The organism is Pseudoalteromonas sp. C12FD-1 (assembly GCF_037414265.1).
Taxonomy (GTDB): Bacteria; Pseudomonadota; Gammaproteobacteria; order Enterobacterales; family Alteromonadaceae; genus Pseudoalteromonas.
Genome location: NZ_JBBEVD010000052.1, coordinates 186,883 through 203,358, shown reverse-complemented (window position 1 = coordinate 203,358; position 16,476 = coordinate 186,883). Strand labels below are relative to the sequence as shown.

Below are 16,476 nucleotides of genomic sequence, written 5' to 3'. Positions count from 1 at the left end.
CGGTTGTAAAAAAATAGCCAATAGTAACAGAGTGTAAATTTTCATCATTCATCCTTGATGATCAACAAAGTAAGATTATAAGTCAAAAATATATAACAACGTTAAAATAAGAAACACTACAAATACAGGGGTAAGCACATAGAAAAGGATATTTGCTATGGCTTTGTGTTTCTCTCTAAAGCGAAGCATGCCATTGTAAGTCGATCTAAAAAGTGGGAATGTAATAAAAGCTCTAAAAATTGCCCATGAAACTAAACTGCAGTGAAGTTTTATTTCAAACCAAAACTGTTCCGGATTAATGTTTAACGATTGACTCGGCGAGCTTTTGGACCCTATTGACCAGCCAGTTAATAGTTCTAGCATAATTATAAAAATAAGTAGAGCCGCTATCCAAAGGTAAGCTGACTCTATTGATTCTCTTTTTGAGATGAATTTTTTCATTAATGTTTTATAAACGCATTTATTTAAGCTTACACAGACCTACTTTTCCCACTTGTTTAACGCTTGCTTGTCGCTTTGTTTAAACTCAACCCAGTTTGATGAGTCTTTAAAATGTTCTTTTTTCCAAAACGTAGCCTGGTTTTTTAAGTAATCCATTATAAATTGTGCGCCTTCAAAGGCGGCTTGGCGGTGACGACTGGTTACGCCAACAAATACAATTTGCTCACCAAGGGCTAAATAACCGACTCGGTGAATAATGCTTATGCGGGCAAGTTGCCAGCGTGTTTGCGCTTGCTCGGCAATCGATTGCAGTAGTTGCTCAGTCATACCTGGGTAGTGTTCAAGCTCAAGGGCGATTACGTTATCGCCGCTACTAAATTCTCGCACAAGCCCTGTAAAAGTAACTACTGCACCATCACTTTTGTTATTACTACAAAGTGCGCCATGTTGCTCGCCTACTGAAAAGTCCTGCGTTTGTACTTTAATGTTTATACTCATTAGCCACCTGTCACGGGTGGGAAAAAAGCAAGTTCATCCCCTGCTTTTACAAGCTTATCGCTTGATGACATAGTTTGATTAAGCGCACACAATACATCACGCTCTTCAAGCCATGCCTGCCAATGCGGGTTTTGCTCAACCAGCATGTGTTTAAACGCTGTAATGCTAAGGGTGTGCGCTATATCAACGGTTAACTTATCGCACTTTAGGCGTTCTTTAAGTTGGCCAAAAAACAGTACGTTTACATGCCCTGCAGCTACATTAGTATTATTTAAATTAATCTCGCTGCCAACTGCCATGCTTGCCTCCTGCTTTTTGCGTTACACGCATACCGTGTATTTCCATAAGCGGATCGGCGGCTTTACACATATCAAATAGTGTAAGGCTAGCCACAGATACGGCGGTGAGCGCTTCCATTTCAACGCCCGTTTTACCTGCTAGTTTACAGTAGCTGGTAACTTTAATTTGGCTATTTGCTTCATCAAGTTCAAAATCAACAGCCACTTTACTCAGTGCAAGCGGGTGACAAAGCGGAATTAAATCGGCACACTTTTTAGCGCCCTGAATACCCGCAATTCGGGCTACGCCTAGCACGTCACCTTTTTTATTTTGATTAAGCAACACTTGCTCAAAAGCCTGTTTGCTCATTTTAATGTAGGCCTCGGCAGATGCATCGCGCAGAGTAACCTCTTTTAGCGATACATCAACCATGTTTGCTTGGCCGTTTTCGTCTACGTGGCTCAGCATATTATTGCTCTCGCGATTCGCATTTTTTACCAATCGTAATATGCGGGGCAAAGTTACATGGTTTGTGCATTGAGTCTAACTGATCTTTTATAATACCTGTCCAGGCTGTTTTACATGCGCCTGTAGAGCCTGGCATACAAAAAATAACGGTGTTATTGGCAAGGCCTGCCAACGCACGCGATTGAATAGTTGAGTTACCAATTTCGCCGTACGAAATATGTCTAAATAGTTCACCAAATCCATCTACGCTTTTATCAAACAGCGGTGCAAATGCCTCTGGTGTTGAGTCGCGCTCAGTAAAGCCCGTACCACCGGTGACTAAAATAGCGTGAATGGTGTCATCGGCAATCCACTGCGAGGCAACGGCACGCATTTGATAAACATCATCTTTAACGATGTCTTTATCCGCTAAGTGATGACCCGCCTCAGTTAGCGCTTTAATTAAATAATGGCCTGAGGTATCCGTAATTTCATCGCGTGTATCGCTTACTGTCATTACGGCAATGTTTAGTGCGATTTGTGACTCAGTGGTATGGCTCATAGGGTTCTTCTCAATAAATTAGGTTTATGTTGGTCAAATTGTTCATTAACAGCTCTAAATTGCGCCGGTGTATTGGTATTAACAAGTGCGTGCGCTGTATTACATTTTAGCGTTTTCACACCAATACTAAGGGTAAACTGTTTAATTGATTTATGACTATTTGCGTTTATGAGTAATTGTTTTAAATGACGTTTAACGCTTTGGGTGTTACGAATATACAGGGGTAACGGTTCATTTTCAAAGTGCCACGCATGTATTTGTGGCTGATTTGTTTGAAAGTAGGAATTATCGCTTCCTGCAGATACAATTTGCGATAATAACGTGCAAGTAAGCAACGGCATATCAACAGCAGTTACAAGTATATCTTGCTCTGTTGCCATTAAGGTTGAATAAATCCCCCCAAGCGGGCCAGAATCTGGGTATATGTCAGGTATATATTGCCCATTAGCACTTTTTACATTACGACTTATAAGTACATTACTAGCTCCTGCTGCTGTTAATAATTCACATGCATTTTGTAGTAATGTTTTATTTTTTAAAATGAGATTGGCTTTATCGCTGCCCATTCTTGAAGATTGCCCTCCGGCGAGTACAACTCCCGTAAACACGGCTTTATTACTCATTTTAGCCGCCCAACATAGCTAAATGGGTTGTGGCGCCCGTTAAGCGTTTATCAAGCTCATGGCTAATGGCTTTATTGCCCATTGCTGCTTGTATTGCTTTTACAGTGGCTGGCGTATCTTGCGCATTTAAATGCGCTCGTAAATCTATACCTTGCTCGGCAAATAAGCACAAATGTAATTTGCCTAATGACGATACTCTTAATCGGTTACAGCTTTTACAGAAATCTTTACTGTAGGGCATAATTAAGCCTATGCGCCCCTCAAAATCGGGATGACAAAACTCCTCTGCAGGGCCGTTTAATTTACCTCTCACTACCTGTAACCAACCTTTTGCTAAAAGCTGCGTTTTAACACTTTGCCCGCTTAAATGGTTTTGTTCAAAAAAGGTGGCACCATTACCTGTTTCCATTAATTCGATAAAGCGTACCGTTACTTTTTTATGTTTTACCCAGTCTAAAAAATCATTCAATTGGTTTTTATTAAACTGCTTAGCCAGCACGGCATTTATTTTTATGTCTTTTATGCCCAGCTCAATTGCCCGGTCTATCCCTTTTAAAATATGGGTTAGCTTGTCGTGTCCTGTAATTAATTTAAACATGCTCGGGTTTAAGCTATCAATACTAATATTTAGCGCATCTAAGCCAGCACTGTAAAACTCATCAATTTTATTAAATAAGTTAAAACCATTGGTTGTTATGGCGACTTTTTCTATGCCTGGGGTGTGTTTACATTGCTTTATAATGTCGGTTAAATCACTGCGTAAACACGGCTCACCGCCGGTAATACGCACTTTTTTTGTGCCAAGTTGCGCAAACGCATTTACTAAGGTGTTTATTTCGCTTTTATTTAAAAAGTTACGCGGGGTATCGCACTGATACCCATTCGGTAAACAATAGGTGCAACTAAAGTTACACACATCGGTAATTGAGAGGCGCAAATAGTTAAACTGCCGACCAAATTGATCATTAAGCATATGCTTCCTTGTTTATTTACATTTCAACTGCAACATCAATACTGTTAGCGTTTTGTGTACCATGTTGCTTTATTAATTGGCTTAACTGGGTTTTACACGAACCACAATTTGTACCGCATTTTAGTTTAGCCCCCAATTTATCTACTGTATTTTCACCACTTTTAATGGCGTTTATAATGGGCTGCTCACGTACTTTAAAGCAACTACATACTTGCGCGCCTTGGGTAAACTCTTCATCGGGCGTGGCGTACAGCAATGACTGTAATTGGCTAAAGGTTATTACAGGCTCTGCAAATAAATGATTTATCCACTCAAGTGATATGTCTTTTTGAGCAGGTGAAATAACCGCAACAAACACTAGCTGCTCGTTTTGAATACATTGAACATGCATTGCTTTTTCACTGCCCATTGCCGACCACTGCCCTTGTAACCCTGTAAGGGTTTGGCAATAATATAGTAAGTCATTTTCTGGTTCATTAAGTGCTAATTGGTAATTTACACAATTACTTGCGTTAACTTTAAGCCAAAAATCACTGGTTATTTTAAGCTCTGTTTTACTAAAAAGTTGCATGTACTGAGCAAACTGCGCTTTAACTAAATCAACGGCACCATGTTTACATTCAGCTTGGCCCGAAATAGGGTCTACAACCGATTGATAAAGCCCACTTACTGTAGCGGATGAGGCAAATTGTTTGTTCCAGTGAATAGGCATAAAACACTCACCTTTACGCACGGCATCCGTTACTTTGGCATGCGCTGTAACCTGCCCAGTTTTAGCATTGGCAATTATTAAATCGTTTGCTTTTATATTTAATCTGCCGGCATCAATGGGGTTTATTTCAATGTATGGCCGGGTTATATGAGTAGAAAGCGCTGTACTTTTTCCGGTGCGGCTCATTGTATGCCATTGGTCGCGTATTCGCCCTGAGTTCATTACAAAAGGGTAATCGCTTGATGTTTGCTGCACAGGAAGTTTGGGCGTTATAGGTATAAAGCGGGCTTTTTTATCTGCAGTGCTAAATTGATTATTAGTAAAAACCTGCCCGTTTTTATATGGCTCATTTTTTAGTACGGGCCACATAACGGGTTTTAAGTTATCGTATTGCGCTTTTGTGAGCCCAACTAAGCCAGAAAGGTTTAATAATCGACTGCCGTTATTTTCAAAATCAGTCAGTTGTGCCCATTCTTCAAAAATGCCGCTTGGGTCTGTAAAATCAAAACCTTCAAAACCCATTTTTTGTGCAACTAAGCACATTATTTGCCAATCGTTTTTAGCTCCGGAGAAAGGCTTAACTAGCGGGCGTTGCCTTGATATTCTGCGTTCTGAGTTAGTCACTGTGCCGTTTTTTTCGCCCCATCCGGTCGATGGAAACGCCACATTAGCAAATTTTAGCGTATCACTTTTGGCAATACAGTCAGACACAACCACCAGCTCACATTGCTCAAGTGCTTTTTGTATTGCTGCGTTATTAGGTAGGCTCACCATAGGGTTGGTTGCCATTACCCAAATAGCTTTTATTTTCCCTTTGGCTATTTCATCAAACATATCAATCGCATTACACCCTGCTTTTTTAGCTATTGTTGGTGATTGCCAAAAACGCTGCACTAACTGTTGGTGCGCGTCGTTTTCAATGTCTAAATGTGCTGCTAATTGATTTGCCAAGCCCCCTACTTCACGCCCCCCCATTGCGTTAGGCTGCCCAGTTATTGAAAACGGGCCACAGCCAGGTTTTAGCAATTTACCCGACGCTAAGTGCGCATTTATAATCGCATTACACTTATCAACCCCTGAGCTTGATTGGTTAATACCCATTGAATAAAAACTAATGGCGGTTGGGCTTTTTGCAAATAAGGCGTAAAAGTCACTGACTAGCTGCGCGTCGATATCACAATAGTCACTTACCGCTTTTACACTCCACTTTTTCGCCTCTGCAAGCGCACTATCAAAGCCGTTTGTATGCTCATTAATAAATTGCGTATCTAAATAGTTTTGTTCACTTAAATAATTAAGTAAGCCGTTATAAAGTGCTGCGTCGCTACCTGGTTTTATATTTAAAAAGGTATCGGCAAGTTCGGCTGTATCGGTTTTTCGCGGGTCGATAACCACTACTTTCATGTTTGGATTAAGTTTTTTTGCGCGCTCCATACGCTGGTATAGCACCGGGTGTGTCCATGCTGCATTTGAGCCAATTAAAATAAGTAGCTCAGTTTGCTCTAAATCTTCGTAGGTACATGGCACTACGTCCTCACCAAACGCTCGTTTATAACCGGCAACCGCCGATGACATACACAGCCTTGAGTTTGTATCTATATTGCCTGAACCTATGTAGCCTTTCATTAGTTTATTAGCAACGTAGTAATCCTCTGTGAGTAACTGCCCCGATACATAAAACGCAACCGAATCCGGCCCATGCTCTTTAATAATAGCGCTAAATTTATTAGCAACGTGTTGTGTTGCTGCATCCCAGCTAGCAGGTTTGTTATCAATAAGGGGCAATGTTAAGCGGTTATCAGTGCCGGTGGTGTCAAGCAAATGCGTGCCTTTAACACACAAGCGGCCAAAATTAGCGGGGTGCTCACGCGTGCCCTCAAGTTTTGTTGGCGTATTATTTAATAATGAAATATCAACCCCACAGCCTACACCACAATAAGCGCAGGTAGTTTGTTTAAGCAAAGGCTTATTTGAACATGTGTTTAAAGATTCCATACTACTCTCTTATTGTTGGCGTTAAGCGCTCTGTGATACAGGTTCATCGACAGGGATAAGGGTGGCAATTTTGTTATTAAGTGCACGACTAATAACGCTTTGCACTAATTTTTCACAGCCTCCACAGCCTGTACTTGCTTTAGTAGCTTGTTGCACCTTGTTTAAATCGCTACAGCCTTGTATTACAGCTTGTTCAATAGTGTGTTTTGTAACTTTGTGGCATGCACAAATAATGGCATCGCTTGGTAAATCATCAGCGCTTAGTTCACCCGTTTCACCTGCAAGCGGCATTATTAACGACTCTGCAGGCACACTAAGCTCTATACTATTTAAGTGGAACTGCAATAAGTTATCGTATTCGCTGGTATCGCCAACCAGCACAGCACCTATAAGTTTGTTGCCTTGCTCATTAGTGACTACTTTTTTGTAAATACCGTTTGGCTGATCTTCAAAATAATAGCTAACTGCGCCTTCAGTGCGTGCGTGGGCATCACCAATTGAGCCCACTTCAACACCCATTAATTTAAGCTTGGTGCTCATATCCGCGCCGCTAAATTCATCCGTATTGTTTGAATAGTTGCTTAAAGGTGTGTTTGAAGCTGTACTTGAAGAAAGCTGTTTTAAAACATGCCCCGCCGCTACTTTTGCCATAGCGTAGCCCGGTGCTACAAGGCCAAAAATAAAGTTATTCCAAAGGGCGCACTCGCCTATGGCGTATATGTTTTTATCACTCGTTTGGCAATGGTTATTAATAACAATGCCGCCGCGCTCACCTATTTCTAAATTAAACTCGCGGGCTAAATTATCATATGGGCGAATACCGGCCGAAAAAACAATCATATCGGTTTCTAGGCTTTGCCCCCCCTTAAAGCACATTTTATAGCGGCTGCTTTCACCCTCAATAATTTGCTCTGTCGCCACCGAGGTATAAACGGTAACGCCGAGCTCAGTAATTTTATTTTTCAGTAACCGCCCACCAGCAGCGTCTATTTGAACGCCCATAAGTTGTGGCGCAAATTCTATTACATGGGTTTGCAAACCAAGCTGTTTTAAAGCGTTGGCTGCTTCTAGCCCTAATAAACCGCCACCAATTACCACGCCCACTTTGCTGGCATGTGCTGATTTTTTTATGGCGTGTAAATCATTAATGGTTCTGTAAACTAGGCAATGCTCACGATCTTTACCTGGAATCGGTGGCACAAATGCAAATGACCCCGTTGCCAGTATTAACTTATCGTACGCAAATGTTTTGCCTTTGGAGGTAGTAACCGTTTTTGCTTCACGGTTTATATCAACCACTTTTGAATGGGTATGAAAACACACTTGCCAATCTTGATAGGTTTTACTGCAAGTAAGAGCTAAATCGTCTTCGGTTTTACCTTTAAAAAATGATGAAAGCTGAACACGGTCATAAGCGAGGCGGTCTTCACCGCTGAGCACGGTAATATCAACATTTTTGCTATCACCTTGTTGTGATACTAGCTGTTGTACAAAATGATGCCCCACCATTCCATTTCCGACGACGACAACACGCTGCTTGCTTGGCATTAAATTCACCTGTTTTGTTTAAAGTATCAATGCATAAATTAATACTTCAAACGTATAATTTGTTATGTATTTGTTATAGCAATATGCAAGCCAGATATATAAGCCTTAACTTTCAGTAACTTAACCAAATTAGTGCAGTGAAGATGAGGTGAAAGCACCACAAGCTGGCGCTATTGCACCAACTTGTACCGCGTTAGATTACATAACCAGAGTTTAGGTTAAATAACCTGAACTCTGGTTAAGAGATTTACTAACGTATTGAATCAAAAGTGATATTTATGTTTATTTTCTCTAGCCAGAGATTTACAGTGAAAACAAGGCGAAATTACGCGTCAATAGCTAGCCTATTGCAAGTAAATTCAACGTAGTTAGCGCTGGAAATAGCTGCTTGAGATAGATTTATTATCCAGAGTTCAGGTTAAAGACTTAAAACTTAGCGCTTAGCCAAACCCAAAGCTTTTGGGTGTCAACTTTGCCTGCAGCGCTATCGCCTGCAGAATAATCGGCAAATTTAGCGCCAACGGCATAGGTGTTATTAATAGGCTTAACGTATTGCACGTTTAGCTCTGAGCCTAAATCATCAACTCCATTGACGCTGTCGTTTGCATCAAAGTTGTGATACGCCACTAACCATTTACCGTCAAAGGCTTTACCACTTAAACTTACATAAATATCATCAAGTCCTTGTGCAGGTGTTGCTAAAAATGTATCTGCCCAACCATTAAATTTATGCATTGTGGCAAGCGGCGTAGCAAAACCATAATCGCCATTATCAGAACCCAGTGACTCAATACCGGCTTTTAATGTAACAGTTTCAATGCCTAAACCGGCTAAATCAATACCGCCTTCAAGCGCATAGTAATCGGTGTCAAAATCACTCACGTTAGTTGAGGCAGATTGCGTTGCATATTCTGCCTTATAATAAACCTTAGTATCGCTGAGTGTTTTATTACCCTTAAATGAAACACCATAAGTATCTAAGCTGTCATCATCTACTGCGTCGTTACTCAGTAAGTAACTGTATAAAACCACTTTACCTACGCTTGTTTTAAAGCTTGCATTAATAAGGTGATCGGATGAATCAATATCTTTGCTATCGGCAAATATACGGTTGCGCTTGCTTATGTAGCTATAGTGCAAGTTAATATCATTAAATGTGTAATTGACTGTTGCCGCATCAAAGGTCTGCCTGTCTTGCCTAAAGCCAACGTGTCCCACAAATCGTTGTCCATCAAGCGCTATTACTTGCCTACCAACTTTAACTGATAACGCATCTTTAGCGTACTTAACAAAAGCCTGATCGACCTCTGTGGTTTCTGGGTCGGCTATTACTGAATAATTAGTATTTTTGCCCAAGGTATTGTTGTAATCGTCTACACCTAACAGGCTTCGGCTATCTTCTACCTCTAATAAAGCAGAAAAACCATTTACCTCGTCAGTTTTATGCGTAAGTCGGGTGCGCAGCGTTAGGCTACTTGCATCTTTTAATGCGTTATCTTGCTCAGCACTCTCAAAACGCAGTCTAAAATTAAGGTCGGTTTGCGCTGCAACACTAATTGAAGGCGCAGCAATGCACCCTATCATTAAAATAATAGGTAAGTTATTTTTATAATTTAACATGTTGGTCTCTTAGTTTTTAATTATGAGCACGCACAATAAAATGATAAATAAACACATCGAAATGCTCTTCCAGACTAATACTGGATCGCGTTTCATTATTGAAATTTTGTTGGCTGAACTCTGTAATTGTGGATTAGGTTTAGTAATATCTGTTAAAAACTCAGAAAATGCGTGGTATCTGAGCTCTGGCTTTGGCGCAAGTGCTTTCATTAAAGCCTGATCTAACCAAAAAGGTATATCTGCTCGGTACTTGCGAATACTTGTGTATTGCCAATGGCTGTAATCAATGGGGGTATGATTTATTGGCAATGTTTTGTAAGGCAGCTTTGAGCACAATAGCTCGTAAGCAATCACCCCAAGCGAAAACATATCGCTTTTAAAATCAGCATGCAGCGAAATAAGTGTTTCAGGAGCCGTGTAATCTACCGTACCTTGCGGGCACTCATCGGCTATTTGCTTAACCGATTCATCCATAGCAGCAACACTTGCGGTACCGTAATCGATTAACGTTACTTTACCGTGTGTATCTATCATAATGTTATCGAGTTTTAAATCACGGTGCACCATATCTAATCGCTGAAAAGCCCTTAGCGCATGCACTATTTGTTCAACAATACTGCGTACTTTAGCTATTTCTAAATACGGTACATCGTGTTTATAATCACTGAGGGTTTGCCCGTCCATGTACTCGCAAATATGATATAAAAATCGGCTTTGCGACTGCGTATTTAAAACCTTCATAACATTTGGATGATCAATACGTTGCCCTACCCACCCTTCGCGTATAAAACCTTGAAGATAGTGTACATCGTCTTCAAAATTTACCGACGGTGCCTTTAATACAACCGGTGGCGTATTCGGCGCTTGTTGCACTAAGTAAATGTGAGATCGGCTACTTTCGTTGATTTTACGAATTACCGTGTATCCATCAATTACTTGTCCAACGTTTAACGCGGGTGGAATTTTTCGCTGCGTTAACGTTTGATAAAGCTCATCTAGATTCTGCTGCGCAATACTGTTTACTTTTACTAGTAAACAGCTCACGTTATCATCGCTTCCTTGTGCTATGGCACGTGAGGTTATAGCTTTAGCAGCAAGCTCTAAATTGCTGTGGGCGTTTATTTCGTTAACTATTTCACTGTAAGGCAATACATCGTGTACACCATCGCAAGTAAGTACGTAAATATCATCGGCTTTTAACTCAACTTCGTAAACATCAATTTCTTGATGTGGCTGAGCGCCTAAAGCACGAGTAAGCGTATCATTTACTTTATGGTCGCGCGTTATCGCCTCTATTTGATTATCACGTAAACGCGTAATACGTGTATCCCCTAAATGAAATATATACCCCGTAGCCGATTTTAAAATAAGCGCTGTAAAGGTGGTCATCCAATCAGCTTGACGTTGCCCTAAATAGTTATAGTTTCTTGATTGCGAATATAACCACTGATTTAAACTAGCCAATACCTTAGACACTGATTTTTTAACAGCCCAGCTGTCGGGTGTATTTAAATACTCATTTATGAAATGAGTAACACTAAGCTGCGATGCCTGTTTGGCATTTTTTGCCGATGAACACCCATCTGCTAGGCAAGCAACAGCTCCTTTTGTTTCTTTTTGTTCGTGCTCAGTATTTAAAGCCGCAAACGCATCTTGATTTTCATCTTTTATACCCGCGGCACTATGACCACCAAAAGAAACATCCAGCGTATTTTTGCGCACTTTAGCATGTTGGGTTTCATCAAACATTGTAAACGCTACCTTAAGTAACTGAGATTAGTTCAACAGAGCCATCTTCGTTTACTTCTGTCATGTGGCCATCTGGTTCTTTCATAAAAAATAATGCAGCTAAACCTAACAATGCACTTGCAGCGATAATCATAAAGAAGGTTTGATAATCAACTAATGATAGCGCCGTTAAATACACAACCGCCCCTACGTTACCGTATGCACCGGTCATACCAGCAATTTGCCCTGTTAAACGGCGTTTAATTAGTGGCACAGCAGCAAAAACAGCGCCTTCGCCCGCTTGTACAAAGAACGAACATGCCATAGCAGCTGCTACCGCAAGCCAAAGTGGCCAGCTAGCATCAACTAAACCCATTACAAAGTAACCAACAGCTAAACCTGAAGTAAGTACAATAAGTGTTTTACGGCGGCCCATTCTATCTGAGATCCAACCACCACCAGGGCGCGAGGCTAGGTTCATAAATGCATAAGCAGATGCAAGTAAACCCGCGTACACCATATCAAGGCCAAATACTTCACTAAAAAATAACGGTAACATTGAGACTACAGCCAGCTCTGAACCAAAAGTAGTAAAGTAGAGAATATTTAACACAGCAACTTGCTTAAACTCGTAACGGTGCGATTCTGGCACGGGTTGTTTAAAAATATGGCCATTAATGTCATAAGTTTTATAAACTTCATAAAGGTAAAGCAGTACTAAAAATGCATATGTGCCAATGACAAAGTTTTCTGAGAGTAAACTTGCACCCGATGGTGATAATTTCCATGTAAGTAACGCTAATGCGCCGTACATAGGCAGTTTCATAATTAGTAATAATACAAAGTCACCTTTACTTGTAACTTCCATTGCGCCGACTTTTTTAGGCTTAAAGTACGTGCCACCTTTAGGTGTGTCCGATACATTTAAATACCAAATAACACCAAAAATTACACTTAATACACCTGTTAAGCCAATCGCGTAGCGCCAGCCATCATCACCACCAAACATAAGTGCTAACACTGGCAGTAACATTGCCGCTGCTGCCGAGCCAAAATTACCCCAGCCGCCGTAAATACCCTCAGCTGTGCCAAGTTCATTAGCCGGAAACCATTCGCTCACCATACGAATGCCCACTACAAAGCCCGCACCAATAAAGCCCATTGCAAAACGCGCGATAGCGGCTTGTTCAAATGTGCTGGCCATTGCAAACATAAAACACGGAATGCTACATAAAATCAGTAAGGCGGCATAAACAATACGGGGGCCAAATTTATCTGTTAGCATGCCTACAACAACACGCGCGGGAATAGTTAAAGCTACATTTAAAATTAATAGCGTTTTTACCTGTGCCATCGTTATGCCTAACGAGCCCGCTATGGCACCTAGTAATGGCGCATGGTTAAACCATACAAAAAAAGAGATAAAGAACACCATCCAGCTTAAATGTAGTATTTTCATTTTTCCGCTAAACGATATGAGATTAAACCCAGTATTCGGTTGCATAATTTTTTCCTTGTAACGATTATTGTTTTAAGCAGCGGGTACAACTTTAGTAGTAATAACACTGCGACTATTGTTAAATTAACGTTAACCGCTTTCAGCAATTACTAAGCCAATAATTATTAGTTATGTTTTTCAAGGGCTTAGATTTTTTGGAAATGTTATTTATTTTGCTTTGCACTATTTAAGCAGTCGCAATGAGCGTAAACAGTGCAAAGAATTTTTAAGCTTTACTTGCTCTAGCTTTTAACTAATTGGTATTGTTTAAAAAAATTATGAGAAAAAATAAATGCAAAAACCGCCTTTAACCTATCAGCAGCAATTACGCTATTCACGCCATATTATGCTTCCTCAGCTGGATATCGATGGACAAGAAAAAATATGGCAAAGTCATGTTCTTATAGTGGGATTAGGTGGATTAGGCTGTCCAGTTGCGCAGTATTTAGCGGCATCTGGCGTAGGGCGTTTAACGCTTGTAGATAACGATGTGGTTGAAGCAACTAACTTGCAAAGGCAAGTGCTTTATAAGCCAAGCGATGTAGGGTTCTTGAAAACCCACAGTGCAAAAAAGCAATTAACTCTTTTAAATAATGAAATAGAAATACACACAATTGATGAGTTTTTAGATGAAAGCTCGCACCTTGAGCACTTATTTAGCAAAGTAGATGTTGTTATTGACTGCTCTGATAACTTAGCAACACGTAATTTACTCAACAGTGCTTGCTATAATACTAGTACGCCTTTGGTTTCTGGCTCTGCTATTAGGTTTGAGGGGCAAGTTGCTTGTTTTACAATGGCCCCCAATAGCCATTGTTACGGGTGCGTGTCACAACTCTTTGGCGAACAAACTCAAAGCTGCTCAGAGTCAGGCGTGCTCTCCCCTATTGTAGGCCTTATTGGCAGTATTCAAGCAACTGAAGCCCTTAAAATTATTGCAGGGCTTAACAGTAAGCTCACTGAGCAGTTATTACTTGTAGATGGTTTAAGTATGGAATTTAACCGTTTTAACATTGTTAAAAATAAGCATTGTTCAGTTTGCAATGCCTGATTTAATACATTTAAAATTCATGACTGCTGTTATAAGCCTAACTTAGCGTTTCTAAATTATTTATTGTCAAATAAACCTGCTCACTAAGTTGCACAGTGCTTTGCTGCCATTGCCTTTTAGAGACCGCGCAATATAACAATTGCTTATCTACATTTACAGTAAGTAACCACTGCTCATCGAGCTGCTGAGCATTTTCGAGAAGCCCTGTTAGTACGTTTGCACTACTCTCGCTGGCCGGCTTTGCCTTACTGTAGGTAATTTGGCTGCTTTCTATAATTAATTTATGACTTTGTTTTACAAGCGAAGGCAATACATATAAATGCTGTAAGCTATTGCTAAGAGTAAGCTGGTATAGGCCAAAAGCATCATTAAACTCAGCCTTGCTGTAGCTAAGTATACTCAGTGGCGTTTGGCTCTTATTTGTATAAATACTTTGCACCACTTGTTGTGTTGCCCCAAACTTGAGCACTTTGCCTTTCGTTATATGTATTAATGTATCGCTACAATAAAGCAGCTCTTTTAAAGAGTGGCTAACAATAATAAATTTAATACCATGGGATTTATTGAGTTGTTGCACTACCCCCAACATAGTAAAACGCGTTGACCAATCGAGTGCACTAAAGGCCTCATCAAGTAAAATTACAGATTGCCCACTTAGCAGTGTTCTTGCAAAAGTTACGCGCTGACGCTCTCCGCCCGACAACCCCGCCACATCACGATTTAGCAATGGCTTAAGCGCTAATAAATCAATCACCAACTCAGGGGTTAGGTTGTTGCTTTTATTTTTACAATGCTTGTGAGTAAACAATAAATTGCCCATCACATTTAAATGTGGAAATAACGGACACGACTGCAACTGCAAAGTAAGAAGGCGTTTATCAGGGTTTAAATGAGTAATGTTGTGATCATTTATACACACATTTTGCGAGTCAGATAAACCCGCTATAGCTTGCAATAAACTCGACTTACCTGAGCCCGAAGGGCCAAACACCCCTAAAATATCAAATTGATTTATAGTTAAATCAATATTTAGTTCAAAATCATCCAAACGTTGATGACATTTTATTTTAAGCACGATTAGCAGCTCCGTTTATCACGGTTTTATTAAATTTAAACAACAACACTAAACACGCAAACGAAATGGCCAATAATACCAATGACAATTGATGAGCTGCCCCATAATTAAGTGACTCTACATGGTCGTACAACGCAATAGACACCACTTGGGTTTCGCCTTGTATATTGCCACCAATCATAAGCACTAGACCAAATTCCCCTAATGTATGGGCAAAACCCAACGCAAAGGCACTGCCTATACTTGGCTTTAATAGCGGTAAAGTTAAATACATAAATCGTTTAAATGGGCTAATACCCAAAGCAACTGCAGCTTGATTGTAGGTGGTATTTATTTGTTTAAAACCAGCCAGTAAAGGCTGCATCACAAAAGGAAGTGAATAAAAGAGTGAGCCAATAACCACCCCCTGAAAACTAAACGCAAGTTGCGTCCCCGTTAACCAAAACCAAAACTGACCAAATGCATGAGTAGGTGAAAACAACACCAATAAATAAAACCCCATTAGCGTAGGCGGTAGCACCAAAGGCATTGCTATAAGCGCTTCTAATATAGGTTTTAACTTACCTTTATAACTGGCCAACTGCCATGCAAGCGGAATGCATATAATCAACAAAATAGCGGCCGTTATAAAGGCGAGTTTAATTGTAAGCCACAGCGCCGTAATATCACTTGCTAACATCACTTTCCTTTGCTTTGTAGCCTAGTTCTAATAATGTTTTTGCGGTTGAGGGATCATTTAAAAAAGCCATAAACTTTTTCGCTGTTGTTAAATGCTTAGAAGCGCTAATAATTACGCCTTGCTGTGTTATTTGAGGATATTTTGCAGTGTCGATAAGCGAGTAATTTAAGTATTTTTTATTTTTAGTTTTACGATACGCAGACTTTAACGTAGATAACGCGACCAAGCCCTTAGCAGCATTACCTGTTTCTACAAACTGAAACGCATGGGTAATATTATTTGCATACACAAACTCATAAGGTGTTTTTATATAGTTTTTAGCATAGTGTGCTGATGATTGCCCATAAGGCGAAAACCGAGGGTTAGCAATAGCCAATTTATTATTAATAATTGAGTTGCTTGGCTGCCAAAGCGCTAATAAACCTATTGCATAGGTGGTTAAGCTATCTTTAATCGCAAAGCCATCTTTGATCAGTGCTTGTGGACGCATCGCATCGGCTGATAAAAATATATCGTACGGTGCACCGTGCATAATTTGTGAGTGTAATACGCCGCTAGAAGCAGCTGATATTTTAATATTAATATTTTTCAGGGCTGGGTTAGTTACCAGCGTTTGCAGCACAGGTTTAAAATTGCTCGCCACTGCGATATGCAGTGTTTCTTTTGCGTTAAGAGGCTTGCTAAATACCACTAACAGTAATAACAAATAACCACACCATGTATTGTAAAGCTTTAACATTATAAGTA

The 16,476-nt window shown here is 40.2% G+C and carries 15 protein-coding genes; 1 reads left to right on the top strand and 14 read right to left on the bottom strand.

Going from position 1 to position 16,476, the window contains the following annotated elements:
• Window positions 1-480: 480 nt before the first annotated feature.
• The 11 genes from moaE to WDB87_RS08120 form a co-directional block, all read right to left on the bottom strand.
• Entirely contained in the window at window positions 481-939 is a 459-nt protein-coding gene (gene moaE / locus WDB87_RS08170; RefSeq protein ID WP_337849582.1) for a molybdopterin synthase catalytic subunit MoaE, read from the bottom strand.
• A complete protein-coding gene (locus WDB87_RS08165; RefSeq protein WP_337849581.1) occupies window positions 939-1,238 on the bottom strand; it encodes a MoaD/ThiS family protein in 300 nt (99 codons plus the stop codon). The genes moaE and WDB87_RS08165 overlap by 1 nt, the downstream gene beginning before the upstream one ends.
• Complete coding sequence (moaC, locus tag WDB87_RS08160; RefSeq protein WP_286247193.1) at window positions 1,216-1,686, bottom strand: cyclic pyranopterin monophosphate synthase MoaC; 471 nt, start codon at window positions 1,684-1,686, stop codon at window positions 1,216-1,218. The genes WDB87_RS08165 and moaC overlap by 23 nt, the downstream gene beginning before the upstream one ends.
• A gap of 1 nt (window position 1,687) precedes the next feature.
• Window positions 1,688-2,227: a molybdenum cofactor biosynthesis protein B gene (gene moaB, locus WDB87_RS08155; RefSeq protein ID WP_004587753.1), complete on the bottom strand. Its 540-nt coding sequence runs from the start codon at window positions 2,225-2,227 to the stop codon at window positions 1,688-1,690.
• On the bottom strand, window positions 2,224-2,850 hold the full coding sequence (locus WDB87_RS08150; protein WP_337849580.1) for a molybdenum cofactor guanylyltransferase: 627 nt from the start codon (window positions 2,848-2,850) through the stop codon (window positions 2,224-2,226). Before WDB87_RS08150 ends, moaB begins: the two co-directional genes overlap by 4 nt.
• Before the next feature lies 1 nt (window position 2,851).
• The gene (moaA, locus tag WDB87_RS08145; RefSeq protein WP_337849579.1) at window positions 2,852-3,823 is read right to left on the bottom strand and encodes a GTP 3',8-cyclase MoaA; all 972 of its coding nucleotides are present in this window, start codon (window positions 3,821-3,823) and stop codon (window positions 2,852-2,854) included.
• A 16-nt stretch (window positions 3,824-3,839) separates the two neighbouring features.
• A complete protein-coding gene (locus WDB87_RS08140; protein ID WP_337849578.1) occupies window positions 3,840-6,530 on the bottom strand; it encodes a nitrate reductase in 2,691 nt (896 codons plus the stop codon).
• Between the two features lie 21 nt (window positions 6,531-6,551).
• Window positions 6,552-8,078, bottom strand: coding sequence for an FAD-dependent oxidoreductase (locus tag WDB87_RS08135; RefSeq protein WP_337849577.1), 1,527 nt, complete (start codon window positions 8,076-8,078; stop codon window positions 6,552-6,554).
• A gap of 426 nt (window positions 8,079-8,504) precedes the next feature.
• Window positions 8,505-9,698 carry an alginate export family protein gene (locus WDB87_RS08130; RefSeq protein WP_337849576.1) on the bottom strand — a complete coding sequence of 398 codons (1,194 nt, stop codon included), beginning with the start codon at window positions 9,696-9,698 and terminating at the stop codon, window positions 8,505-8,507.
• A 9-nt stretch (window positions 9,699-9,707) separates the two neighbouring features.
• Window positions 9,708-11,447, bottom strand: a complete 1,740-nt coding sequence (locus WDB87_RS08125; protein ID WP_286247177.1) for a bifunctional protein-serine/threonine kinase/phosphatase — start codon at window positions 11,445-11,447, stop codon at window positions 9,708-9,710.
• Between the two features lie 13 nt (window positions 11,448-11,460).
• The gene (locus WDB87_RS08120) at window positions 11,461-12,930 is read right to left on the bottom strand and encodes a NarK family nitrate/nitrite MFS transporter (RefSeq protein WP_286247176.1); all 1,470 of its coding nucleotides are present in this window, start codon (window positions 12,928-12,930) and stop codon (window positions 11,461-11,463) included.
• Window positions 12,931-13,216: 286 nt separating this feature from the next.
• Between WDB87_RS08120 and WDB87_RS08115 the strand changes: the two genes are divergently transcribed.
• Window positions 13,217-13,975 (top strand): HesA/MoeB/ThiF family protein, encoded by a 759-nt coding sequence (locus WDB87_RS08115; protein WP_337849575.1) that lies wholly within the window; start codon window positions 13,217-13,219, stop codon window positions 13,973-13,975.
• Window positions 13,976-14,012: 37 nt separating this feature from the next.
• Here the strand turns inward: WDB87_RS08115 and WDB87_RS08110 are convergent, their stop codons facing one another.
• The 3 genes from WDB87_RS08110 to modA are packed head-to-tail and all read right to left on the bottom strand — an operon-like array spanning window position 14,013 to window position 16,468.
• On the bottom strand, window positions 14,013-15,050 hold the full coding sequence (locus WDB87_RS08110) for an ATP-binding cassette domain-containing protein (protein WP_337849574.1): 1,038 nt from the start codon (window positions 15,048-15,050) through the stop codon (window positions 14,013-14,015).
• Window positions 15,043-15,729, bottom strand: a complete 687-nt coding sequence (gene modB / locus WDB87_RS08105; RefSeq protein ID WP_337849573.1) for a molybdate ABC transporter permease subunit — start codon at window positions 15,727-15,729, stop codon at window positions 15,043-15,045. The genes WDB87_RS08110 and modB overlap by 8 nt, the downstream gene beginning before the upstream one ends.
• A complete protein-coding gene (modA, locus tag WDB87_RS08100) occupies window positions 15,716-16,468 on the bottom strand; it encodes a molybdate ABC transporter substrate-binding protein (protein ID WP_337849572.1) in 753 nt (250 codons plus the stop codon). Before modA ends, modB begins: the two co-directional genes overlap by 14 nt.
• Window positions 16,469-16,476 lie beyond the last annotated feature (8 nt).